22 protein-coding genes are annotated in these 21,471 nt (G+C 71.0%); 11 read left to right on the top strand and 11 right to left on the bottom strand.

Annotated elements, in window-relative coordinates; genetic code table 11:
• The first annotated feature begins 6 nt into the window (after positions 1–6).
• Positions 7–423: a DUF1801 domain-containing protein gene (locus AMYTH_RS0140265; protein ID WP_027934988.1), complete on the top strand. Its 417-nt coding sequence runs from the start codon at positions 7–9 to the stop codon at positions 421–423.
• Here AMYTH_RS0140265 and AMYTH_RS0140260 read toward each other — a convergent pair.
• Together AMYTH_RS0140260 and AMYTH_RS0140255 are read right to left on the bottom strand one after the other, a co-directional pair.
• Positions 420–1,613 (bottom strand): glycoside hydrolase family 18 protein, encoded by a 1,194-nt coding sequence (locus AMYTH_RS0140260; RefSeq protein WP_027934987.1) that lies wholly within the window; start codon positions 1,611–1,613, stop codon positions 420–422. The genes AMYTH_RS0140265 and AMYTH_RS0140260 overlap by 4 nt on opposite strands.
• 130 nt (positions 1,614–1,743) lie before the next feature.
• A complete protein-coding gene (locus AMYTH_RS0140255; RefSeq protein WP_027934986.1) occupies positions 1,744–2,769 on the bottom strand; it encodes a 6-phosphofructokinase in 1,026 nt (341 codons plus the stop codon).
• 255 nt (positions 2,770–3,024) lie between these two features.
• Here AMYTH_RS0140255 and AMYTH_RS0140250 point away from each other — a divergent pair, with 255 nt between their 5' ends.
• The gene (locus AMYTH_RS0140250; protein WP_027934985.1) at positions 3,025–4,125 is read left to right on the top strand and encodes a 3-deoxy-7-phosphoheptulonate synthase; all 1,101 of its coding nucleotides are present in this window, start codon (positions 3,025–3,027) and stop codon (positions 4,123–4,125) included.
• Positions 4,126–4,457: 332 nt separating this feature from the next.
• On the opposite strand, the gene AMYTH_RS0140245 is transcribed toward AMYTH_RS0140250, so the two are convergent.
• Positions 4,458–4,958 (bottom strand): polyadenylate-specific 3'-exoribonuclease AS, encoded by a 501-nt coding sequence (locus tag AMYTH_RS0140245; protein ID WP_020421002.1) that lies wholly within the window; start codon positions 4,956–4,958, stop codon positions 4,458–4,460.
• Between the two features lie 67 nt (positions 4,959–5,025).
• Positions 5,026–5,787 carry a lysophospholipid acyltransferase family protein gene (locus tag AMYTH_RS0140240; protein WP_017983828.1) on the bottom strand — a complete coding sequence of 254 codons (762 nt, stop codon included), beginning with the start codon at positions 5,785–5,787 and terminating at the stop codon, positions 5,026–5,028.
• 186 nt (positions 5,788–5,973) lie between these two features.
• Between AMYTH_RS0140240 and AMYTH_RS0140235 the strand changes: the two genes are divergently transcribed.
• The 3 genes from AMYTH_RS0140235 to AMYTH_RS0140225 are packed head-to-tail and all read left to right on the top strand — an operon-like array spanning position 5,974 to position 8,329.
• Positions 5,974–6,744 (top strand): alpha/beta hydrolase, encoded by a 771-nt coding sequence (locus AMYTH_RS0140235; protein WP_027934984.1) that lies wholly within the window; start codon positions 5,974–5,976, stop codon positions 6,742–6,744.
• Positions 6,741–7,226 carry a hypothetical protein gene (locus tag AMYTH_RS0140230; RefSeq protein WP_027934983.1) on the top strand — a complete coding sequence of 162 codons (486 nt, stop codon included), beginning with the start codon at positions 6,741–6,743 and terminating at the stop codon, positions 7,224–7,226. Before AMYTH_RS0140235 ends, AMYTH_RS0140230 begins: the two co-directional genes overlap by 4 nt.
• The gene (locus tag AMYTH_RS0140225; RefSeq protein WP_027934982.1) at positions 7,223–8,329 is read left to right on the top strand and encodes a glycerate kinase; all 1,107 of its coding nucleotides are present in this window, start codon (positions 7,223–7,225) and stop codon (positions 8,327–8,329) included. The genes AMYTH_RS0140230 and AMYTH_RS0140225 overlap by 4 nt, the downstream gene beginning before the upstream one ends.
• A 340-nt stretch (positions 8,330–8,669) precedes the next feature.
• Here AMYTH_RS0140225 and AMYTH_RS0140220 read toward each other — a convergent pair whose 3' ends face one another.
• Genes AMYTH_RS0140220 through AMYTH_RS0140210 form a run of 3 tightly spaced genes read right to left on the bottom strand, consistent with a single transcriptional unit; the run spans position 8,670 to position 10,747 of the window.
• Positions 8,670–9,380, bottom strand: a complete 711-nt coding sequence (locus AMYTH_RS0140220; protein ID WP_017983832.1) for an MBL fold metallo-hydrolase — start codon at positions 9,378–9,380, stop codon at positions 8,670–8,672.
• Between the two features lie 10 nt (positions 9,381–9,390).
• Positions 9,391–10,143, bottom strand: a complete 753-nt coding sequence (locus AMYTH_RS0140215) for a DUF427 domain-containing protein (protein WP_027934981.1) — start codon at positions 10,141–10,143, stop codon at positions 9,391–9,393.
• 28 nt (positions 10,144–10,171) lie between these two features.
• The gene (locus AMYTH_RS0140210) at positions 10,172–10,747 is read right to left on the bottom strand and encodes a TetR/AcrR family transcriptional regulator (RefSeq protein WP_027934980.1); all 576 of its coding nucleotides are present in this window, start codon (positions 10,745–10,747) and stop codon (positions 10,172–10,174) included.
• 100 nt (positions 10,748–10,847) lie between these two features.
• On the opposite strand from AMYTH_RS0140210, the gene AMYTH_RS0140205 reads away from it, so the two are divergent.
• From AMYTH_RS0140205 to AMYTH_RS0140190, 4 genes are read left to right on the top strand one after another with little or no spacing between them, the layout of a single operon-like run.
• Positions 10,848–11,042 (top strand): DUF2795 domain-containing protein, encoded by a 195-nt coding sequence (locus tag AMYTH_RS0140205; protein WP_027934979.1) that lies wholly within the window; start codon positions 10,848–10,850, stop codon positions 11,040–11,042.
• Positions 11,043–11,047: 5 nt separating this feature from the next.
• Positions 11,048–12,052 (top strand): DNA topoisomerase IB, encoded by a 1,005-nt coding sequence (locus AMYTH_RS0140200; protein WP_027934978.1) that lies wholly within the window; start codon positions 11,048–11,050, stop codon positions 12,050–12,052.
• 28 nt (positions 12,053–12,080) lie between these two features.
• Positions 12,081–12,737 carry a HemK2/MTQ2 family protein methyltransferase gene (locus tag AMYTH_RS0140195; RefSeq protein ID WP_027934977.1) on the top strand — a complete coding sequence of 219 codons (657 nt, stop codon included), beginning with the start codon at positions 12,081–12,083 and terminating at the stop codon, positions 12,735–12,737.
• Positions 12,715–12,918 (top strand): CDGSH iron-sulfur domain-containing protein, encoded by a 204-nt coding sequence (locus AMYTH_RS0140190; protein WP_027934976.1) that lies wholly within the window; start codon positions 12,715–12,717, stop codon positions 12,916–12,918. The genes AMYTH_RS0140195 and AMYTH_RS0140190 overlap by 23 nt, the downstream gene beginning before the upstream one ends.
• 38 nt (positions 12,919–12,956) lie before the next feature.
• On the opposite strand, the gene AMYTH_RS0140185 is transcribed toward AMYTH_RS0140190, so the two are convergent.
• The 4 genes from AMYTH_RS0140185 to AMYTH_RS0140170 form a co-directional block, all read right to left on the bottom strand.
• Entirely contained in the window at positions 12,957–13,943 is a 987-nt protein-coding gene (locus AMYTH_RS0140185; protein WP_051362950.1) for an iron-containing redox enzyme family protein, read from the bottom strand.
• A 41-nt stretch (positions 13,944–13,984) separates the two neighbouring features.
• Positions 13,985–15,121 (bottom strand): carboxylate-amine ligase, encoded by a 1,137-nt coding sequence (locus AMYTH_RS0140180; RefSeq protein ID WP_084022775.1) that lies wholly within the window; start codon positions 15,119–15,121, stop codon positions 13,985–13,987.
• The gene (locus AMYTH_RS0140175) at positions 15,046–16,536 is read right to left on the bottom strand and encodes an FAD-dependent oxidoreductase (RefSeq protein ID WP_027934973.1); all 1,491 of its coding nucleotides are present in this window, start codon (positions 16,534–16,536) and stop codon (positions 15,046–15,048) included. Before AMYTH_RS0140175 ends, AMYTH_RS0140180 begins: the two co-directional genes overlap by 76 nt.
• Positions 16,537–17,007: 471 nt before the next feature.
• Positions 17,008–18,066 carry a DNA polymerase ligase N-terminal domain-containing protein gene (locus AMYTH_RS0140170; protein WP_027934972.1) on the bottom strand — a complete coding sequence of 353 codons (1,059 nt, stop codon included), beginning with the start codon at positions 18,064–18,066 and terminating at the stop codon, positions 17,008–17,010.
• A 65-nt stretch (positions 18,067–18,131) separates the two neighbouring features.
• Here AMYTH_RS0140170 and AMYTH_RS0140165 point away from each other — a divergent pair, with 65 nt between their 5' ends.
• Both AMYTH_RS0140165 and AMYTH_RS0140160 read left to right on the top strand, forming a co-directional pair.
• The gene (locus AMYTH_RS0140165) at positions 18,132–19,415 is read left to right on the top strand and encodes an ATP-grasp domain-containing protein (RefSeq protein ID WP_027934971.1); all 1,284 of its coding nucleotides are present in this window, start codon (positions 18,132–18,134) and stop codon (positions 19,413–19,415) included.
• 6 nt (positions 19,416–19,421) lie between these two features.
• Positions 19,422–21,446, top strand: a complete 2,025-nt coding sequence (locus AMYTH_RS0140160) for a CocE/NonD family hydrolase (RefSeq protein WP_027934970.1) — start codon at positions 19,422–19,424, stop codon at positions 21,444–21,446.
• Positions 21,447–21,471 lie beyond the last annotated feature (25 nt).

Raw genomic sequence — 21,471 nt, 5'->3', positions numbered from 1 at the left:
CCCGGGATGGACACGCCTGACAGCTACATCGACGCGCTCGACGAGCCGCGCCGGAGCGACATCCGGGCGCTGCACGAGCTGATCCGGGCCACGGTGCCCGAGCTGGCGCCGACGACGGCGTTCGGGATGCTCGGCTACGGGCCCTACCACTACCGCTACGCCAGCGGCCGCGAAGGCGACTCCACGGTGATCGCCCTGAAGAGCAACAAGAACTACATCTCGCTGTACGTCAGCGCGGTGGTCGGCGGCCGCTACCTCGCCGAGAGCTACGCCGACGCGCTGCCGAGGGCCTCGATCGGCAAGAGCTGCATCCGCTTCAAGCGGCTGGCCGACCTCGACACCGGCGCGCTGGCCGAGATCTTCCGCCTGGCACGGGGGAACCCGCCCGGCGAGCTGCACCGGGCGGGTTCCCCGCCGGGCTAGGAGTTCATCGCGGTGATCAGTTCCCCGTTAGCCGTGTCGCCGGAGAGTTCCCAGAAGAACGCGCCGCCGAGGCCCTGGCTCTTGGCGTAGCTCATCTTCCCGGTGATGGTCGCCGGGGTGTCGTAGCTCCACCACTCCGAACCGCACTTGGCGTACGCGGTGCCCGCGATCGTGCCGGTCGACGGGCAGCGCGTCTTGAGGATCTTGTAGTCCTCGATGCCCTGCTCGTACTTGCCCGGCGCGGGTCCGGTCGCGGTGCCGCCCGGGGTGGCCTGCGTGACGCCGGTCCAGCCGCGGCCGTAGAACCCGATCCCCAGCAGCAGCTTGCTCGCCGGCACGCCCTTCGACTTGAGCTTCTGGATCGCCGCGTCGGAGTAGAAGCCCGCGGCTGGGATGCCGTCGTACGAGGTGAGCGGCGAGTGCGGCGCGGTCGGGCCGGCCGGGCTGAAACCGCCGAAGTAGTCGTAGGTCATCACGTTGTACCAGTCGACGTAGCGCGCCGCGCCGCCGTAGTCCGCCGCGTCGATCTTGCCGCCGGAGGAGCCGTCCGCGGTGATCGCGGCGGTCACCAGCTTGCCACCGAACTTCGACCGCAGCGCCGACATCAGGTTCGTGAACGCGCCCGCGCCGCTGGTGTCACAGGTGGCGCCGCACGCGTTCGGGTACTCCCAGTCGATGTCGATGCCGTCAAACACGCCGGCCCAGCGCGGGTCGTTGACCAGGTTGTAGCAGGACTCGGCGAACGCGGCCGGGTTCTGTGCGGCCTGGCCGAACCCGCCGGACCAGTTCCAGCCGCCGAAGGACCACAGCACCTTCAGGTTCGGGTACATCTGCTTGAGCTTGCGCAGCTGCCCGAAGTTGCCGCGCAGCGCGCCGGCCTCCCACGTGTCGGCCACGCCGTCCACGCTGTTCGCCGCGGTGTAGGCCATGCCGTAGGCGGCGTAGCTGTCGCCGACGGTGCACTGCCCGTTGGTCACGTTGCCGAACGAGTAGTTGATGTGGGTCAGCTTGGCCGCCGACCCGCTGGTGTGGATGTTCTTGACGTAGTACGCCCGGTCGTAGACGCCCCACTCGGCGAAGTAGCCGAGCAGTTTGCCGACGGGCGCCGCGGTCGCCGCGGGCGGCGCGGCGGTGATCGTCATGAGGAGCGCGGCGAACAAGCCGCCGAACGCGAGGGCGAGTCTGCGCATGATGCCTCCCTGGGGGCCGAAGGGGACATCCGCACCGTAAGAGGACTGGACCACTCGGACAATGGTTCAGACCAATCTGTACGACGAAAGTAGGGGCGCAACGGCGGTTCCGTTGCGCCCCCCCGCAATCTCAGCCGAAGAAGACCTCGGCCTCCTCGTAGCGCTCCGGCGGCACGGTCTTCAGCTCCGCGGTCGCCTCCGCGAGCTTGACCCGGACGATGTCGGTGCCGCGCAGCGCGACCATCGTGCCGAAGTCGCCGTCCGCGACCGCGTCCACGGCGTGCAGGCCGAAGCGGGTGGCGAGCACCCGGTCGTAGGCCGTCGGCGTGCCGCCGCGCTGGGTGTGCCCGAGCACGACCGCGCGCGACTCCTTGCCGGTGCGCTTCGCGATCTCGTCGGCCAGCCAGGTGCCGACGCCGCCGAGCTGGACGTGGCCGAACGCGTCCTTCTCCCCGGTCCGGAGCACCTCGGCGCCACCCTCCGGCACCGCGCCTTCGGCGACCACGATGATCGGCGCGTACATCTTCTCGAAGCGGCGCTCGACCCACTCGACGACCTGCTCGACGGAGAACGGCCGCTCCGGGACCAGGATGACGTTGGCGCCACCGGCCAGGCCGGCGTGCAGCGCGATCCAGCCCGCGTGGCGGCCCATGACCTCGACGACCATCGCGCGGTAGTGCGACTCGGCCGTGGTGCGCAGCCGGTCGATCGCCTCGGTGGCGATGTGTACCGCGGTGTCGAAGCCGAACGTGTAGTCGGTGGCCGCGAGGTCGTTGTCGATCGTCTTGGGCACGCCGACCACGCCGATGCCGTCGTCGGTGAGCTTCTTCGCGACGCCGAGGGTGTCCTCGCCGCCGATCGCGATGAGCGCGTCGACGCCTTGCTCGGCGAGCACGGCGCGGATCTTCTCGACCCCGTCCTCCTCCTTGTACGGATTGGTCCGCGAGGAGCCCAGGATGGTGCCGCCGCGGATCAGGATCTCCTCGACGTCGTCGAGACCGAGCGGACGGCTGTCCCCGGTCAGCGGGCCGCGCCAGCCGGAGCGGAAGCCGACGATCTCCCACCCGTGCGCCTCGATGCCCTTGCGGACCACCGCGCGGATGACCGCGTTGAGCCCGGGGCAGTCGCCGCCACCGGTCAGCACGCCGACACGCATCTGATCAGACCTCCGAAAAGTTGTGCTGGTCACACCTGGCGACCGCCAGAGTAGCGGTAGTCACCCTTGATCGGTAAAGCGGCAGGAGGGGCTGCTAGGGTGTCGGACGTGCAGCGCTATTTCTGGTTTAGCGGGCCGGCCCTGGGTGGGCCAGCCGGCGGCCTCGCTGCGCGCTGACCTTCCACCCTGGAGCCGGATGATCGACCGGCTCGTCAGGGACTCGCGCGGGCCGGTCACCGAAAGGAACCCCCGCACATGTCTCCCAGCGCTTCGACACTCAGCGCAGGCCCCGCGGAAATTTCCGAAGGCCTCGACAACCAGCGCACTCTCGGCGTCAGCCCGCTGATCTCCCCCGCCCTGCTGCGGCAGGAACTGCCGGTGGACGCGGCGATCGCCAAGACCGTCGCGCAGGGCCGGTCGTCGGCCGTCGACATCCTCAACGGCGACGACGACCGCCTCGTCGTGGTCGTCGGCCCCTGCTCGGTGCACGACCCCGCGGCCGCCCTCGACTACGCCCACCGGCTGGCCGAGCACGCCGCCGGTGTCCGCGACGAGCTGCACGTGATCATGCGGGTGTACTTCGAGAAGCCGCGCACCACGCTGGGCTGGAAGGGCCTCATCAACGACCCGGACCTGGACGGCAGCTACGCCGTCAACAAGGGCCTGCGGATGGCGCGCAAGCTGCTGCTCGACATCTCCGCGCTGGGGCTGCCGGTCGGGTGCGAGTTCCTGGACCCGATCACGCCGCAGTTCATCGCCGACACCGTGAGCTGGGGGTCCATCGGCGCGCGGACCGCGGCCAGCCAGGTGCACCGCCAGCTGTGCAGCGCACTGTCCATGCCGGTCGGCATCAAGAACTCCACCGAGGGCGACGTGCAGGTGGCGGTGGACGCCACCCGCGCGGCGGCGGCGAGCCACGTGTTCGCGGGCATCAACAACGACGGCCTGGCCGCGCTGTTCACCACGGCGGGCAACCCGGACTGCCACGTCATCCTGCGCGGCGGTTCCGCAGGCCCGAACTACGACGCGGCGACGGTGGCCGACACCCTCGCACGGCAGGCCAAGGCCGGGCTGCCGGAGCGCGTGATCATCGACGCGAGCCACGGCAACAGCGGCAAGGACCACGTCCGCCAGGGCGTGGTGGCCGGGGAGATCGCGGACCGGATCGCCGCCGGCGAACGCGGGATCGCCGGGATCATGCTGGAGAGCTTCCTCGAGGCCGGGCGGCAGGACCTGGTGCTGGGGCGCTCTGGGGAGCTGACGTACGGGCAGTCGATCACCGATGCGTGCCTGGATTGGCGCAGCACGCGGGAGCTGCTGGATCGGTTGGCTTCGGCTGTCGTGGCTCGGCGGTGAGGGGGCGCTACGCGGGTTTCTCAATCGCCGGCTTCGCTTCGCTACGCCCCGATTGAAAGAGTCCCTCCCGAACCCGATCTTTCAGTGTTCGGTTGCCGAGGCACCGCGTCAAGGCGGGAAAGCGTGCCTTGGCCCGGTGGCTCGGCAACCGATTTGGCTGGGGATCGGGTTGCGGGAGNGGGGTGGTTCGGGGGGTGGGTGGCTTGCGTTGCCGGGCGCGGTTTTGTGGGGTGGCTCGTGGGTGGGTGGCCTGCGTTGCCGGGTGCGGTTTTGTGGGGTGGCTCGGGGGGTGGGTGGCCTGTGTTGCCGGGTGCGGTTGTGGGGTGCTGCTGCTAGGCGGGGTAGCCCTTGCGGCGTCGCACCTCGTCGATGATCCGCCAGCGCTCCAGGTTGAAACGCGCGTCGGCGAGGGCGTCGTGCGCGTTCTGCGGCGGCAGGGGCAGCTTGGGCTTGCCCACGTCCTCCCACCGCTGCCGCAGGTCGCGCGTGAACCGGGGCAGCTGGCGCGGCAGCTCGGGCATCGTGCCCCACAGCTGGGCCAGCGCGACATGATCGTAAGCCGCGTACCAGGCCCACAGCTCGATCCCGCCCGGCGGGCGGCCGAAGAACTCCAGCAGGTCGGCCCGGATCTGGGCCCGGCTCCGCCACGCCTTGTCCGCGGGCGAGGGCAGCTTCGGCAGGACGTTCTCGCGCACCCACGGGCCGGCCTTGGCGGGGTCGAAGTCGGTGGAGACCGCGTAGAACTCGCGTCCCCGTTCATCCACGACACCGATCGACACCAGGTCGATCGTCACGCCGTCCTCGATGAATTCGGTGTCGTAGAAGAAACGCACCGTGGCACCCTAAGCACTGCGGCGCGAAGCGCCTCGATCAGGGGTGGTGGCCGGGCGACGGGCGGGCCTAACCGGCCTTGGTCTCCGGCACCCGGTCGGCGTCGGGCAGGCCACTCTGCGCCGGGACCACCGCGCGCACCCCGGCGGCCTCGGCGGCCATCAGCTCCTTGGCCTTCGCCGCGTAGATGTCGACGTACTCCTGGCCGGAGAGCTCCATCAGGGCGTACATGATCTCGTCGGTGATCGACCGCTCGACGAACCGGTCACCGGACAGGCCCGCGTACCGCGAGAAGTCCAACGGCTTGCCGAACCGGATCTCCAGCCGCCGCGGGATCCACATCTTGGAGCCGATCGGGTTGACCTTGTCGGTGCCGATCATCGCGACCGGGACAACGGGGACACCGGCCTCCAGCGCGACGCGGGCCACACCCGTCTTTCCCTTGTACAGGCGGCCGTCCGGGGAGCGGGTGCCCTCCGGGTAGATGCCGAGCAGGTTGCCCTCGCGCAGCAGCCGGATCGCGGTGTCCAGCGCGGCCTGCGCGGCCGAGCCGCCGGAGCGGTCGATCGGGATCTGACCCGCGCCGGTGAAGAACCACTTCTTGAGGGTGCCCTTGACGCCCTTCTCGGTGAAGTACTCCTGCTTCGCCGGGAAGGTGACGCGGCGCTTGACGCGCAGCGGCATGAAGAACGAGTCGGCGACCGCGAGGTGGTTGCTCGCGAGGATGGCGCCACCGGTCTCCGGGACGTTCTCCACCCCCGTCACCTTCGTGGGCCACAGGAGCCGGAGCAACGGCCCGAGCAGCACGTACTTCAGCAACCGGTAAACCACCGGGACGCCCTCCTACCTGCCCGAACAGCCTGCCGGATCCAGAGTAGGAAACGCCGTCCAACCGCACAACGGCCGCACCCGCAGTGGGCGGGAGGTCACAGCCGGGGGACGTCGTTCGACGGGCGGTCCCGGAGCGGCCCGGGGCATGCGACGATGGGTCCGCGTTGGAGGAGAAGGGCGGATGCCATGCCTGTGCTCGCCGGTGCGGAACCGTTCGCGCACACCGGTTCGGCCGAGGTCGGGGTGCTGCTGTGCCACGGTTTCACCGGCACGCCGCAGAGCCTGCGGGGCTGGGCCGAGCACCTCGCCGCGCGGGACTTCACCGTGCGGCTGCCCCGCCTGCCGGGACACGGCACGACGTGGCAGGAGATGAACAAAACCGGCTGGCCCGAGTGGTACGGCGCGGTCGAGCGCGAGTTCCTGGAGCTGCGGGAACGCTGCCAGTCGGTGTTCGTGTTCGGCCAGTCGATGGGCGGCACGCTCGCGCTGCGGCTGGCGCAGCGGCACGGGGGCGCGGTCGCCGGGCTGGTGCTGGTCAACCCGTCCGTCACGCGGCTGAGCTGGGACACCAAGCTGCTGCCCGTCCTCGCGCGGGTGGTGCCGTGGTCACGGGGCGTCGCGAACGACATCGCCAAGCCGGGCGTCACCGAACTGGCCTACGACCGGGTGCCGGTGCGGGCGGCGGCGAGCCTGGCGCGGCTGTGGAAGCTCGTGCGGGCCGACCTGCCGTTGGTGACGCAACCGCTGCTCCTGCTGCACTCGCTCGTTGACCACGTCGTGGAACCCGAGAACGCGCGCATCGTGCTGGACAACGTGCGCAGCCGGGACGTGACGGAAGTGGTGCTGGAGAAGAGTTTCCACGTCGCGACCCTGGACCACGACGCGCCGCTCATCTTCCGGCGTAGTGTCGAGTTCGTGGAAGCGGTCCGTGACCCGGGGCAGGTGGGGGCCCGATGAACTCACGCGTACCCGACCCCGAGGACGTCGACGCCACCTTCGCGGCGATCGTCGCGGACCTGCGGGCCGAGGGGGTCGGCCTGATCGACGACGACGTCGAGGCCGAACGGGCGCCCGCGCGGCCCGAACCGGCCGAGCCCGAGAAGCCCGCCGAACCGGAGAAACCGGCCGCCGAGGCGAGCTGGCGCGGTGGCGGCACCCCCTGGGAGGACACCGTGCTGGGCGACGACCCGGCCGGTCCCGGGGACGACGAGCACTACGTGCCGCCGGAGCCGCCGCCGCTGCCGCGGCCGGGCAAGGGCGCGTTCGTCGTGCTGCTGTTCTTCGTCGTCGGGCTGCTGTTGCTGATCGTGCCGGGGGTGATCGGCGTGAGCACTGCCGTCGCGACCCCGCTCGGGATCCTGGCGCTGGCCACCGCGATCGCGTTGCTGCTGCTGCGCGTCAAGCAGGGCCCGCCGGACGGCGACGGGGCGCAGGTGTGACGCGGGTCGTCGTAGCGCCGGACAAGTTCAAGGGCACGTTGCCCGCCGATGCGGTGGCCGCCGCGATCGCGGCCGGGCTGCGGCGCGGGCGGGACGGCGTCGAGGTGCTGGAGTGCCCGATCGCCGACGGCGGCGACGGCACCGTGGCCGCCGCGGTGGCCGCGGGCTTCGAGTTCGTGCCGGCGCGGGCCAGCGGACCGGTCGGCGAGCCGGTCGACACGGGCTACGCGCGCCGGGACGGCACGGCGGTGATCGAGCTGGCGGCGGTGTCCGGGCTGGCGTTGCTGGACGAGCTGGCGCCGCTGACCGCGACGACGCTCGGGGTCGGCGAGCTGATGCGAGCCGCGCTGGACGCCGGTGCTACCCGGCTCGTGCTGGGACTGGGCGGAAGTTCGAGCACCGACGGCGGCACCGGGCTGTTGCGGGCGCTCGGCGCGCGGCTGCTGGACGACGAGGGTGCGGAGCTGCCGCCGGGTGGGGCCGCGTTGCGGCGTCTGGCGCGGGTGGACCTGGACGGGCTGGACCCGCGGCTGCGCGAGGTCGAGCTGCTGGTGGCGAGCGACGTGGACAACCCGCTGCTGGGCCCGCACGGCGCGGCGGCGGTGTACGGGCCGCAGAAGGGCGCTTCACCGGAGGACGTCGAGCTGCTGGAGTCGGCGCTGCGGCGGTTGGCCGAGGTCGTGCGGGGGTCCGGGGTCGACGTGGCGAACGTGCCGGGTGCGGGCGCGGCCGGCGGGACGGGCTACGCGCTGGCGATGCTCGGAGCGTCGTTCCGGCCGGGCATCGACGTGGTGCTGGAGCTGACCGGGCTGACCGAGAAGCTGCCGGGCGCGGACCTGCTGATCACCGGCGAGGGCTCCCTGGACGAGCAGACCCTGCGCGGCAAGGGCCCCGCGGGCATCGCCGCGGCCGCCGCCGAGCGCGGGATCCCGGTGGTGGCGCTGGCCGGGCGCAACACGCTGTCGCCGGAGGCCCTCCGGTCGGCGGGCTTCACCGCGGCCTACGGGCTGACGGACATCGAGCCGGACGTGCAGCGCTGCCTGGCCGAGCCGGCGCCCCTGCTGGAGCGGCTCGCCGAGCGCGTGGCGCGGGAGTACCTCTAGGTTCTGTTTCATAAGCGGCGGAGCCGCTTGCAGTGGGCCGTCAACCGGCGCCGCCGCGGGTTTGAACGGGCAGAGCCGCGCGGAGCGCGTCCGTTGAGGGCGGTGGTGGGCGGTTCCCGGCGAGGACAGCGCCGACTTGGTGATCGGCACTGCCGCGCGGAGCGTGTCCACCAGGGGTGGTGGTCGGGCCGGCGGGCGGGAATTCATGAGGAGGCGATCCCACAGCCAGGGGCCGCCTGGAATGGGGCTGGTCGCGCGGAGCGCGTCCATTGAGGGTGGTGGCGGGCCGGCGGGCGGGGCCGCTACCCGCACCGGCCCGCAAGTCGCCTCCAACCAGATCTCAGCCGCCGAACATGGTGCGCCACTCGTCGAGGTTGCGGGGGCGGTAGACGAAGTTGTTCTCCTTCACCGACGACAGCGAAGCCGACGGCGCGGCCGAGTACTGGTGCCCGGGGTAGACCACCGGGTCGCCCGGCAGGTCCGCCAACCACCGGAGGCTGTGGTACATCGCCTCGGCGTCGCCGCCGGGGAAGTCCGTCCGGCCGCAGCCCTCCAGGAACAGGGTGTCCCCAGCCACGAGACGGCCGTCGACCAGGAAGCACTGGCTGCCCGGGGTGTGGCCGGGCGTGTGCAGCAGCCGGATCGACACCGCGCCGACCTCCACGACGTCGTCGTGGTCGTGCCCGGTCAGGTCCGTCGCCGACACGCCGGTGACCCGCTGGACCCACTCCGTCTCGTTGCGGTTCACGTGCACCGGCACGGACTCGCGCGCCAGCAGCTCGGGCAGCCCGGCCAGCGTGAAGCCCATCATGCTGCCGCCGACGTGGTCGGGGTGGTGATGCGTGGCCAGCACCCCGGTCAGCCGCATGTCGTCGGCGGCCAGCACGTCCAGCAGGTCCCCCACCGCGTACGCCGGGTCGACGACCACCGCCTCCCTGGTCTCCCGGTCGCCGATCAGGTAGGCGAAGTTGACCATCTGGGTGGCCACCGGGTCGCCCACCGCGAAGTCGCGGCCGGACAGCAGCTGGCGGAAGTACAAGCGGTCGGACATGCCCCGAAGACTAGAACTTCGTCTTCGGCCGCTCCTGCTTCACCCCGTCCAGGTACACGTCGACCTTCTCGTCGTAGAAGGCGACCAGCCCCTGCACCTTCTGGCTCTCCGGCAGCGGCGACCGGTAGTACCAGACCACGTCGGAGTGCAGCCGGTCGCCGACGCGGACCGAGTAGTACGAGGCCTCGCCCTTGTACGGGCACCGGGTGATCGTGTCGCTGGGCTCCAGCAGGTCGAGCCGGACGTCGGTCTTGGGCAGGTAGTACCGCGTCGGCAGGCCGGTCTCGAACAGCAGCCGCGGGCTGCGGGACTCGGCCACGGTCACGCCGTCGATCTCGATGCGGACGTGCCGCGAGCTGGCGAGGATGTCGACGCGCGTCCGCGGGTCGCGGGGGTGCACGAAGATCTCCTCGTCCTCCTCGAACCACGCGTCCATGGCGGCGAAGTCGAGCCGCACGTGCCCCTTCAGCGCCTCCAGCGGCGAGTCCTGGTACTCCAGCGCCGCGCCGGCCGCCTCGCGGTCGCCCACCCGCACGGTGAACACGTCGGCGTCGCCGCGGCTCGGCGAGTGCGCCGTCTCCCCCGTGGCGACCAGGTACTCGGTGCGCACGTCCTCGCGCGGGACGTAGTAGACCGGGTAGTACGGGACCTCCCACACCATGAGCGGGTGCAGCGTGTCGGCGACGACCTGGCCGCCGAAGACCGCCCGTACCCGCTTGGTGCCCGGCTCGGTCCGGACCCGGCCACGACCATCGGTTGTCATACCGGTCGCAACCACGCCGGGCGCGGGCTTATTTCCGGTGCCGGGCCAGCAGGTCGCGCGCCATTTCCCGGGCCCGCACCGCGGCATCGGCGTCACCTTCGGCGGCGGAGACGATCGCGCCCTTCATCAGCAGGTGCCAGGAGCGGGCGAGGTCCTCGGGCTCGGCCAGCCCGGCCTCCCGCGCCAGGCCGGCCACGATGCCCCGGAGGGTGTCCAGGTGCCGGATGCAGGCCTGGCCGAGCGGGTGGTCGGCGCCCATTTCGAGCAGGACGTTGACGAACGCGCACGCGTCGAAGTCCGCCGGCGAGCGGAACCAGTCGTCGAGCACGTCGAAGATCGCCAGCAGCTTGCCCTCCGGCGTCTCACCGCGGGCGCGGGCCTGCCGTTCGATCAGCCCGACGGTCCACAGCTGCTCACGCCGGTCGAGGAAGGCCAGCACGAGGTCGTCCTTCGACGGGAAGTGCCGGTACAGCGTCGCCTTGGCGACCTGCGACCGCGCGATGACCTCGTCCACACCCACCGCGCGGATGCCGCGGCGCGAGAAGAGCTGGTAAGCGGTCTCCAGGATCCGCTCACGGGCACCGGCTGGCAGGGTGGTGGTCATGGCGCGCCGATGATAACCCGGCAAAACCGCGTTCGGTACCGTCCGGACAGACCGGTCTGATCGGCCGTTTGCGGGGGTGGACCGGGGGTAACCGGCGACCATGACCACGCCCGACCCCGACCGACTCCGCGCCCTGCTGTCCGAAGTGGACTTCCCGTGCGACAGGGCCGAGCTGATCCGGCAGGCGACCGCGCACGGCGCGGACGACAGCACGCTCGGGCACCTGGGCGCGATCCCGGACTCCACCTACCCGGACCTCGACGCCGTCACCAGCGCCTGCGCCCGGATCACCTGACGCCGATGCGACTGCGCAAGAGCAAGCTCTCCGAACCCGGGATCCGGCGGCAGCGCAGCGGCCGCGGCTTCCGGTATTTCACCCCCGAGGGGGAGCCGCTGCGCGACGAAGAAACCCTGCAGCGGATCAAGAGCCTCGCCGTGCCGCCCGCGTGGCGCGACGTGTGGATCTGCCCCCACCCGAACGGCCACATCCAGGCGGTGGGCACCGACGACGCGGGCCGCCGCCAATACCGCTACCACGACCGCTGGCGCCAGGCGCGGGACGAGGAGAAGCACGAGCGCGTCGTCGAACTGGCGAAACGGTTGCCGAAGTGGCGGCTGCGGATCACCGAGGACCTGACCCGGCCGGGCCTTGGCTGCGAGCGCGTGCTGGCCGCCGCGCTGCGGATGATCGACCGCGGCGTGTTCCGGGTCGGCAGCGAGGAGTACGCCGAGAACCACGGCACCTACGGGGCGGCGACGCTGCTGCGTGAGCATGTCACGGTGAAGCGGGACGAACTGAGGTTCAGCTACCCCGCCAAGGGCGGGATCGAACGGAACATCACGCTGACCGACTCCGACCTGGCCGCGACGGTCAAGGCGCTGCGCAGGTCGCGCACCGGCAGCGACCGGCTGTTCGTCTACCGCACACCCAACGGGTGGCACGAGGTCCACGCCGACGAGATCAACGAGCACTTCAAGGAAATGGTCGGTGACGAGTTCACCGTCAAGGACCTGCGGACGTGGAACGCGACCGTCCTCGCCGCCACCGCGTTCGCCGCCGCCGACGAGGTGAAGTCCCAGCGCGGGCTGAAACGCACGCAGGCCGCGGTGATGCGCCAGGTTTCCGAGGAACTGGGCAACACCCCCGCCGTGTGCCGGAAGTCCTATGTAGACCCGAGGATCGTCGAGGCGCACGCGAACGGCAAGACCATCGCCTCCGCCGTCCGCCGGATCGGCGGGGTCCGCGGCGACGAGGACCGCGAGGTGCTGGAGCGGGCCGTCATCCGTCTCCTGCGCGGAGTTTGACTTCTCGTGCCGGTGGTATTTGCAACAGGTGAAGCTGCTGAGACTTCCCGGGGTGTACCGGCCGCAGGCGGACACCTGGCTGCTGACGCGCGCGATGCGGGAAGCGCGCCTGCCGGCGGGCGCGCGGGTTCTCGAGGTGTGCACCGGCACCGGCGCGCTGGCGATCGCCGCGGTCCGCAATGGAGCGGCGAGCGTGACCGCCGTGGACCGGTACCTGCCCGCCGTGCTGAGCGCGCGGTTCAACACGCGGGTGCGCCGCCTGCCCGTGGAGGTCCGGCACGGCGACCTAGCGCAGGCCATCGACGGCGCGCCGTTCGATGTGGTGCTGGCGAACCCGCCCTACGTGCCGTGCGAGTCCGACACGGACCCGGACGGCGCCGCGCTGGCCTGGGACGCGGGCGCGGACGGGCGTAAGCACCTGGACCGCCTGTGCGACCGGGCCTACGACCTGCTCACCCCCGGCGGGACGATGCTGGTGGTGCATTCGTCGCTCTGCGGGATCCGCCAAACGGTGGAAATGCTGCGGGACAACGGCTTGAAGACCTCGGTGGTGGCGCGGGCGATCGAGCCGTTCGGCCCGGTGCTGCGCGGCCGGGCCGATTTCCTGGAACGCGCCGGGCTCATCGCGCCCGGCCAGCGACACGAGGAACTGGTGGTGATCCGTGCCGACCGGACCGAACGCTGAACCCCGCAAGGTGACGCTCGTGGACGGCGGGCCGGTGCTCGTGGAGGGGCCCATCGAGCTGGAGATGCCGGACGGCACGGTCGCGCGCTCCGACCGGTTCATGGTGGCGTTGTGCGCGTGCCGCCGCAGCAAGCGGTACCCCTTCTGCGACACGAGTCATCGCAAGCGCGTGCGGAACTGACGTGGAGCGGCGGACCGGGTCCGCCGCTCCGCCGCTGTCTACAGGGGTTTGCGGAGCGCGCTGCGGCCCTGCTGCCACGCGCCCAGCACGTGGTCGGCGAAGCGCTGCTCCACCAGGTCGGTGGCCTGGATGCCGAACACGATGTCGCCCGCCAGTTCCGGTTCGGTCGCCAGCAGTCCGCCGAGGACGTCCCGGCGCATGACCTGCTCGTGGACCGCGTCGGCCTCGATGTGCTCGGTGTAGAAGTACCGGCAGCGGTCGTCGGCGTCCAGGCGCCGCAACGCCTTCTCCATGCGCTGCGCGCTGGGCGCGGTGGTGATCTCGGCGGCGGCGAAGTGCCCGGCCAGCGCGGCGCGGAACCGCCGGTGCAGGCCGAACAACGACATCATGTTGACCACCGCGAGCATGCACGCCGGGGCGTGCTCCAGGTAGTGCAGGTACTGCGAGTTCAGCCCGGCGCCGTCGAGCAGGTCGGCGTAGAGCTGGGCGTGCACCTGGTCGGCGCGCCCACCGCCGTACTCGTCGAACTCCACGGCCACCAGCGCCGCCTTCGGCTTGCCGCGCAGCCGCGGGATCACCCACGCGTGCGGGTCGGCCTCCTTGTGGTGGTAGATCGAGCGCAGCACGAAGTACTCGCGGACCTGGTCCCAGGTGCCCTCGGCGGCGAGGAAGTGCGACAGGCCGGTGCCGTTGACCGGCTCGACGAGCAGCGGCGCGAGCGCCTCCTCGACGTCGTCGCCACCGGGCGTGTGGGCGCGCAGCGCGGCCAGGAACACCCGCTCCATCGCGGCGCGCAGCCGCAGCAGGTCGGGGTCCCACTCCCAGTCCGGGTCGACCCCGGTGAACCCCTGGTAGTGCAGTTCGTAGCAGACGTGCAGGGCGAGCTGCAGGTCCTCGCCGAACGGGTCGGCGTCCGCGGTCTCCGGCAGCTCCGGGAAGTCCCCGCGCTCGTCGTGGCCGAGTGCCTCGATCACGGCCTCGGACAGCGGTCCCCTGGCCGCCGGGAGTGCAGCCGAAAGCGTCATGGCGGTCGTCACGACGCCCGGATACCCCTGCCCGGCGGCGGTCAACCCTGGTGGGTGAGGGTGGCGAGCAGGGCGGGCAGGCCGGCCGCGACGGCCTTGCGCTGGCGCCGGGCGCCGCTGCCCTCGTGGCGCAGGCGTTCCAGGACGATCGCCACCAGGTCCCGGTCCCCGGTCTCGTCCAGGGCGGGCGCGACGAACTCGGCGAGCTCCTCGACCAGTTCCCAGGCCGGTACCCGCCGGGCCTGCAACGGGTGCACCCCCTCGCCGTCGATGCCGTCCCGGGCCGCCGCCCACAGCGCGGCCGCGCCGACCTGCTCGGACATCTCGGGCGGCGCGGTGTCCGCGGCCAGCGCGCGCCGCACCAACGCGCGGGACAGCACGGCCTGCAGCACCGCCTCGTCCACAGTGGACGCCGCGTCGGCGACGCGGAACTCCAGCGTGGGGAACGCCGTGGACGGCCGGACGAGCCAGAACGACATCGACTCGTCGACGAGCGCGCCGCAGTCCACCAGCCGCCGCACCTCGGCACGGTAGGCCGCGAGATCGGGGAAGTACGGCGGTATCCCCGCGCCCGGGAACCGGGACTGCTGCACCATGCGCCAGCTGCCGTAGCCGGTGTCGCGCCCGTGGTCGAACGGCGAGTTCACCGAGAGCGCCAGCAGCGTCGGTAGCCACGGGCGCAGGTGGTTCATCACCGCGACCGCGGTTTCCGGGTCCGGCACGCCGACGTGGACGTGGCAGCCGCACGCCTCGTAGTCGGCGACCATGCCGCGGTAGATCCGGTCGATGTCGCCGAACCGGCCGTCCTGATTGTCCGATGTAGACGGTCCGGACAGGACCGGGGTGCCGCAGGAGGCGACGACCGCGCCGTGCAGGCGGGCCGCGTCGGTGAGGGCCTTGCGGCTCCGGACGAGCTGTTCACGCAGCTGCCGCGCGCCGGTGCACACGCCGGTCGCGGCCTCCACCTGGGTGGCGCGCAGCTCGCGGTGCAGGTTGGCCCCGGGCGGCAGAGGCGGGTCCGCGGCCAGGATCGCGGCCGCCCGCGGCAGGGTCGCGCCGGTGGCGGGGTCGAGGAGCAGGAACTCCTCCTCGACGCCGACGGTCAGGCCGGCGGCAGCGGCCGGGTCGCCGGGCCCTGGATCACCGAGCCGTCCGTGGCGAATCGCGATCCGTGGCATGCGCAGTCCCAGGTCTTCTCGGCGTTGTTGAACGCGACGACGCAGCCGAGGTGGGTGCAGCGGGCGCTGACCTCCCGCAGCTGCCCGTCCTCGCCGCGGTATGAGGCGACGACGTCCGCGCCGCGGCGCGACACTTTGGCGGTCCCGGGGGCGAGGTCGCCGGCGGTCGAGGTGAGGGCGCGGGTGTAGCCGGCCACGTACTGCTTGCCGACCTTGGCCCCGTCCTCGGCGAGGGTGACCGAGGACTTCAGGTCGAAGCGGTTCGGGTCGTAGAGGTTCGCGGCGGGGTGGTCGCCACCGGTGATCAGCTCGGTCAGGACGAGGCCTGCGGAGGTGCCGCCGGTCATGCCCCACTGGCCGAAGCCGGTCGCGACCCACACGTGGTGGGTGGCCGGGTGGTAGCGGCCGATGTAGGGCACGTTGTCGAGGGTGGTCATGTCGTGCGCGGACCAGCGGTGGGTGGCCTTGGTGACGCCGAAGGTGGTGGCGGCCTCGGCGAGACGCCGGTAGCGGGCCTCGACGTCGACCGGCTCGCCCGTGCGGTAGTGCTCGCCGCCGACGATGACGTAGTAGCGATCGCCCTCGGTGTGGCCGCGGATGGACCGGTGGGTCACCGCGTCCAGGTACATGCCGGGCGGCGCCTCCCCGACGCCTGCGACGACCAGGTCACGGGTGATGTCGAGGCGCGCCCAGTACAGGCCGCGGTCGAAGATCGGGTAGTGGGTGGCCACGACGACGTCCCTGGCCTTGACCTGGCCGCGGTCGGTGTGCACGGTCGGCGAGGGCCGTTCGTCGAGCCTGCGGGCCCGGACCCGCTCGACGACGTGGCCGCCGAGCCGCTCGATGTGGTCGGCGAGGCCCAGCAGCCAGTGGCGCGGGTGGAACTGGGCCTGGTCGACGAACCGGACGGCGCCGACGGTGGTGATCGGCAGGTCGACGTGCTCGACGAAGTCCGCAGGGAGCCCGGCCTCAGCGGCGGCGTCGGCCTCCTGCTGGAGCTTGCCGAGCTGGGAGCTGTCGGTGGAGTAGACGAAGCTGTCCCGCCGGCGGAAGCCGCAGTCGATGCCCAGTTCGGACGACGTGCGGGCCACCCACTCGATCGCCTCCAGCTGGGCGCGCCCGTACCTCGTGGCGGCGGGCTTGCCCTTGCGGGAGGTGAGGGTGGCGTACTTGAGGGCGTGCTGGGCGGACAGCTTCGCGGTGGTGTGGCCGGAGACGCCTGAGGCGACCTGGGCCGCCTCCAGGACCACGACCGACTTGCCGGCACGAGCGAGCCCGTAGGCGGTGGTGAGACCCGCGATACCGGCCCCGATGACGACGACGTCCGCCTCGGCGGGCAGATCCCGCCCGGCCCGGTCCGGCGCCGGCGCGGTGTCGACCCACAGGGAACGCGGTTCAGGCAGCTCGATGCTCACGGCCCAGATTGCCCCAGGTGAGGGCACGTGAAACGCCGCGCTGATCCTGCCCCAAGGTAGCTGGGTGGTCATCCCGTCGCCTGACACCGGACGATCACCTTGAGCCAGGGCCGCAACCTCTCTGCTTGCGCGAGATGACATCGCGCGGCGAAGAGTCCGCCCTGCGGGCGGTGCGCCTTGCGGCGCGTCGGAAGGTCGCCTTGGGTGCGACCTCCCCCGCCCCCGATGCCTGATTGTGTTTCAGTCGCCGAGCAGTCGTGTCAAGGCGGGAAAGAGTACCTTGACACGCCTGGTCGGCGACTAAAGATCGGCTGTGGATCGGGGGCGGGGGAGGTCTGGTTGGGGTAGTCGCTTGCTTTGCGTTGCCGGCTTGCGGTTGCGGGGTGGGTGGTCAGTGCTGTTGCGTTGCCGGCTTGCGGTTGCAGGGTGGGGTGGCCAGTGTCGTTGCGTTGCCGGGCGGTTTGGTCGTTGCTACTTGGCGATGGTTCGCCACGCCTCACTCCGTTTTCCGGCCTCGTAAACCGAATCCAGGCGCTTCGCGGTCACGCCGCCCAGGCCGTTCGCCAGGCTGGCCGCCAGGACGTCCGCCCCACCGCCGTCATATGACTCCGGCGTTCGCCAGTACTCGCCGGCCAGCTTCAGCTTCCGCAGCCTCGCCCGGCGCTTCCGGTACGGCTGGTCCAGCAGTGACTTCCCATCCACGTGCAGCACGTCGAACGGCAGGAACAGCACCGGGGAGCGGTCGGCCAGTCGTTTCACCGATCGGGGCTCGGCCGTAACCCTCGTCTTGAGCGCCTTCCGGCTGGGCCTGCCCTCCTCCAGCACGATCAGCTCGCCGTCCAGCAGGACCTCCGTCGCCCCCAGCGACTCGCCCAGCGTGCGCAACTCGGGGAACAACACGGTGACGTCCTCGCCCGTCCGGTCACGCACCGTGATCCTGCCGCCCTCCACCCGGACCTGCACCCGTTCCCCCTGCCAGCGGAACTCGTACGCCCAGCCGTCCTCGTCCGGTGGCAGCGAACCCGCCCGCGCCTGCATCGGCTTCACGAACTCCGGCAGCTCCTCGCCGCTACCCCTGTCGATCCGCCGCACCAGCCAGTCTCGCGAATCCGCCTTATGACTGTTCACGAACAGGAAACGGCCCCGCACCCGGGAACCGTGCATGTCGACCTCGACCTTGTGGTCGTTCCAGTGCAGCACCTCGTACGTGCCACTGTCCCAGATCGACATCTTCCCGCCGCCGTACTCGCCTTTCGGGATCTCGCCCTCGAAAGTCGCGTACTCCAACGGGTGGTCCTCGGTGTGCACCGCCAGCCGGGGTGGTCCGGGGCGCTGCGGCAGCCCCTTCGGCACCGCCCACGACACCAGGACCCCGTCGCGCTCGAAACGCACGTCCCAGTGCAGCCGTCGGGCGTGGTGCTCCTGGATCACGAACACGTCGTCGTCACCCCGCGGCACCACCCGGTCGGGCATCGGTTCCGGCGTCCGCTTCGGATCGCGTTTCCGCCGATACTCGCTGAGATCGGGCACGTGGCCGAGATTACCCCGTCACCCGCCGGTGTTTACCGGATCCCGACAACGGGGATCAACTCCTGGTGAGCGAAACCAACATCTTCGTGCTGGGACTCGACGACGCGAACCTGCGTACCCTGCGACGCGTGCCGGGGGCGGAGAACTACCGCTACCACCAGCTCCTCACGCAGGCGGACGTGCAGGAGGGCGAGATCCCCATCGCAGACCTGATCGACAGAGCCGTGGCCGACCTGAAGGCCTTCGACGGCGAGATCGGCGCCGTCGTCGGCTACTGGGACTTCCCGGTCACCACGATGGTCCCGATCCTCGGCCGCCGCTTCGGTCTGCCCACCCCGAACCTCGAAGGCGTGCTCAAGTGCGAGCACAAGTACTGGAGCCGCCTCGAACAGCAGAAGGCCACCGACGCGATCCCCAAGTTCGCGCTGGTCGACCTCGACGGCGACCCGAAACCGCCGGAAGGCCTGTCGTTCCCGATGTGGCTCAAACCGGTCAAGTCGTTCTCCTCCGAACTGGCCTTCCACGTCAAGGACGAGGACGACTTCGCCGAGGCCGTCGAGGAGATCCGTGCCGGCATCGGGCGCGTCGGCAAACCGTTCCAGTACATCCTGGACCAGGTGACCGGCATCGACATCCCGCCGGAGATCGCCGACGCAGGGGCGCTCGCCGCGCTCGCCGAAGAGGAGATGACCGGGCAGCAGGCCGCCACCGAGGGCTACGTCCACGACGGCGAAGTCGTCGTCTACGGCGCGCTGGACTCGCTGAACTACCCGGACAGCTCGTCGTTCCTGCGCCACCAGTACCCCTCGCAGCTGCCCGAGCCGGTCGTGGAGAAGATGCTCGACGTCTCCAAGAAGGTCATCGAGCAGATCGGCCTGAACAACTCGACGTTCTCCATCGAGTTCTTCTGCCAGCCGGACACCGGCGACGTGAAGCTGCTGGAAATCAACCCGCGGCACTCGCAGTCGCACGCGGAGATCTTCGAGGACGTCGACGGCGTGCCCGACCACTACAACATGATCGAGCTCGGCCTCGGCCGCCGCCCGAACATGCCGCACGACAAGGGCAAGTACAAGATCGCGGCCAAGTGGTACCACCGCCGCTTCGAAGACGGCGTCGTCAAGCGGATCCCCACCGAGGAGGAGGTCCAGCAGCTGCAGCGGGACATCCCCGGCGTCGAGGTGGACATCGTGCCTGCCGAGGGCCAGCGCCTGTCCGAAATGGACGCCCAGGACAGCTACAGCTACGAACTCGCCTTCGTCTACGTCGGCGCGGACAGCGAAGCCGAGCTGAAGGACAAGTACCAGCGCACGATCGACTCGCTGAAGTTCGAGTTCGAGGAGGTTTGATCGGATATGCGGGAGGTCCGCTCCCTGCCGTACGAGATCACTCAGGAAGAGCACGTCTGGATACCGGTGTCGGACGGCACGAGACTGGCCGCGAAGATCTGGCGGCCGGTGTCGGCCGACGACGAACCGGTTCCCGGGATCCTCGAGTACATCCCGTACCGCAAGCGGGACCTCACCGCTGTCCGCGACTCCGTCCACCACCCGTACCTCGCCGGCCACGGGTACGCCTGCGTGCGCGTGGACCTGCGGGGCACGGGTGAGTCGGAGGGCGTCCTGGCCGACGAGTACCTCGAACAGGAGCAGCAGGACGCCGAGGACGTGCTGGCGTGGATCGCCGACCAGCCGTGGTGCGACGGCCGCACCGGCATGATGGGCATCTCCTGGGGCGGGTTCGCCGCGCTCCAGGTGGCGGCGCGGAAACCGGCCAGCCTGCGCGCGATCGTCATCTCGTCGTTCACCGACGACCGCTACTCCGACGACTTCCACTACATGGGCGGCTGCATGCTGTCGGACAACCTCGGCGAGGCCGGGACGATGTTCGCCTACAGCACCCTGCCGCCCGACCCGGCGCTGGTCGGCGAACGCTGGCGGGACATGTGGCTGGAACGCGCCGAGGGCGTCGGCCCGTGGGTGGACACCTGGCTGGAACACCAGCACCGCGACGAGTACTGGTGCCACGCGTCGGTGTGCGAGAACTACAGCGACGTGCAGGTGCCGGTGCTCGCCTCCAGCGGATGGGCGGACGGCTACTCCAACGCCGTGACCCGCCTGCTGGCCAACCTGTCCGTGCCGCGCAAGGGCCTGATCGGCCCGTGGTCGCACAAGTACCCGCACCTCGGCCAGCCCGGCCCGGCCATCGGGTACCTGCAGGAGGTCGTGAAGTGGTGGGACCACTGGCTCAAGGACCGCGACAACGGCGCGATGGACGGGCCGATGCTGCGGACCTGGATGCAGGACAGCGTGCCGCCGTCGACGTCCTACGAGGAGCGTCCCGGCCGCTGGGTCGGTGAGCCGCAGTGGCCGTCACCGCACATCGACTGGCGCACCTACCCCTTGGCGCAGCACCGGATCGCGCGCCCGGACGAGGAGGTGCCGCAGTCCGCGCTGCACGTCGAGTCGCCGCTGTCGGTGGGGCAGTTCGCCGGCAAGTGGGCCTCCTACAACGCCCCGCCGGACCTGCCCTACGACCAGCGCGAGGAGGACGGCGGCTCGCTGGTGTTCGACGGCGACGAGCTCACCGAAACGTGCGAGGTGCTCGGCGCGCCGAAGGTGCGGCTGGAGCTGTCGGTGGACAAACCGGTCGCGATGGTCGCGGCGCGGCTGTCCGATGTGCACCCCGACGGCCGGGCCACCCGCATCACCTACGGGCTGCTGAACCTGACCCACCGCGACAGCAACCACGACCCGCGGCCGCTGGAGCCGGGCAAGCGCTACCAGGTGGAGCTGGAACTCAACGGTGTCGCGCAGGCCTTCCCGCCCGGACACCGGATCCGGCTCTCACTGTCCACTTCGTACTGGCCACTGGCGTGGCCCGCCCCGGAGCCCGCGCGGCTCACCGTCCACACCCCGGGCAGCTCGCTGACGCTGCCGGTGCGGCCGATCCGCGAGTCGGACGAGGTGACCGGGCCGGTGTTCGGCGAACCCGAGGGGTCGCCGCCGATGACCACGACCGTGCTGCAGCCGGGCGAGCAGCGCTGGACGGTGTCCCGTGACCTGGTGGACTACCGCTCGGCGCTGGAGATCGTGAAGGACTCCGGCACGGTGCGCCTGGACGACATCGACCTGGAGATCTCCCGGCGCGCCTACGAGCGGTACAGCTCGGTGGCCGACGACTTCGCGTCGGTGCGCGGGGAGACGAAGTGGAGCATGACCTTCGCGCGCGGCGACTGGGAAGCGCGCACCGAGACGCACACCGTGTTGTCGTGCACGCCCGAGGAGTTCGTGCTGCACGCCACGCTGGACGGCTACGAGGGCGCGAACCGGGTGTTCTCCCGCAACTGGCACCGCAGGTTCCCCCGCGACCTGGTCTAGTTTCGCGCAGGAGGAGCAGGGGTAA

This window comes from Amycolatopsis thermoflava N1165 (assembly GCF_000473265.1).
Classification (GTDB): domain Bacteria; phylum Actinomycetota; class Actinomycetes; order Mycobacteriales; family Pseudonocardiaceae; genus Amycolatopsis_E; species Amycolatopsis_E thermoflava.
Note: the sequence above shows the minus strand (reverse complement) of the source record. Positions and strands in the feature narration are given on the sequence as shown.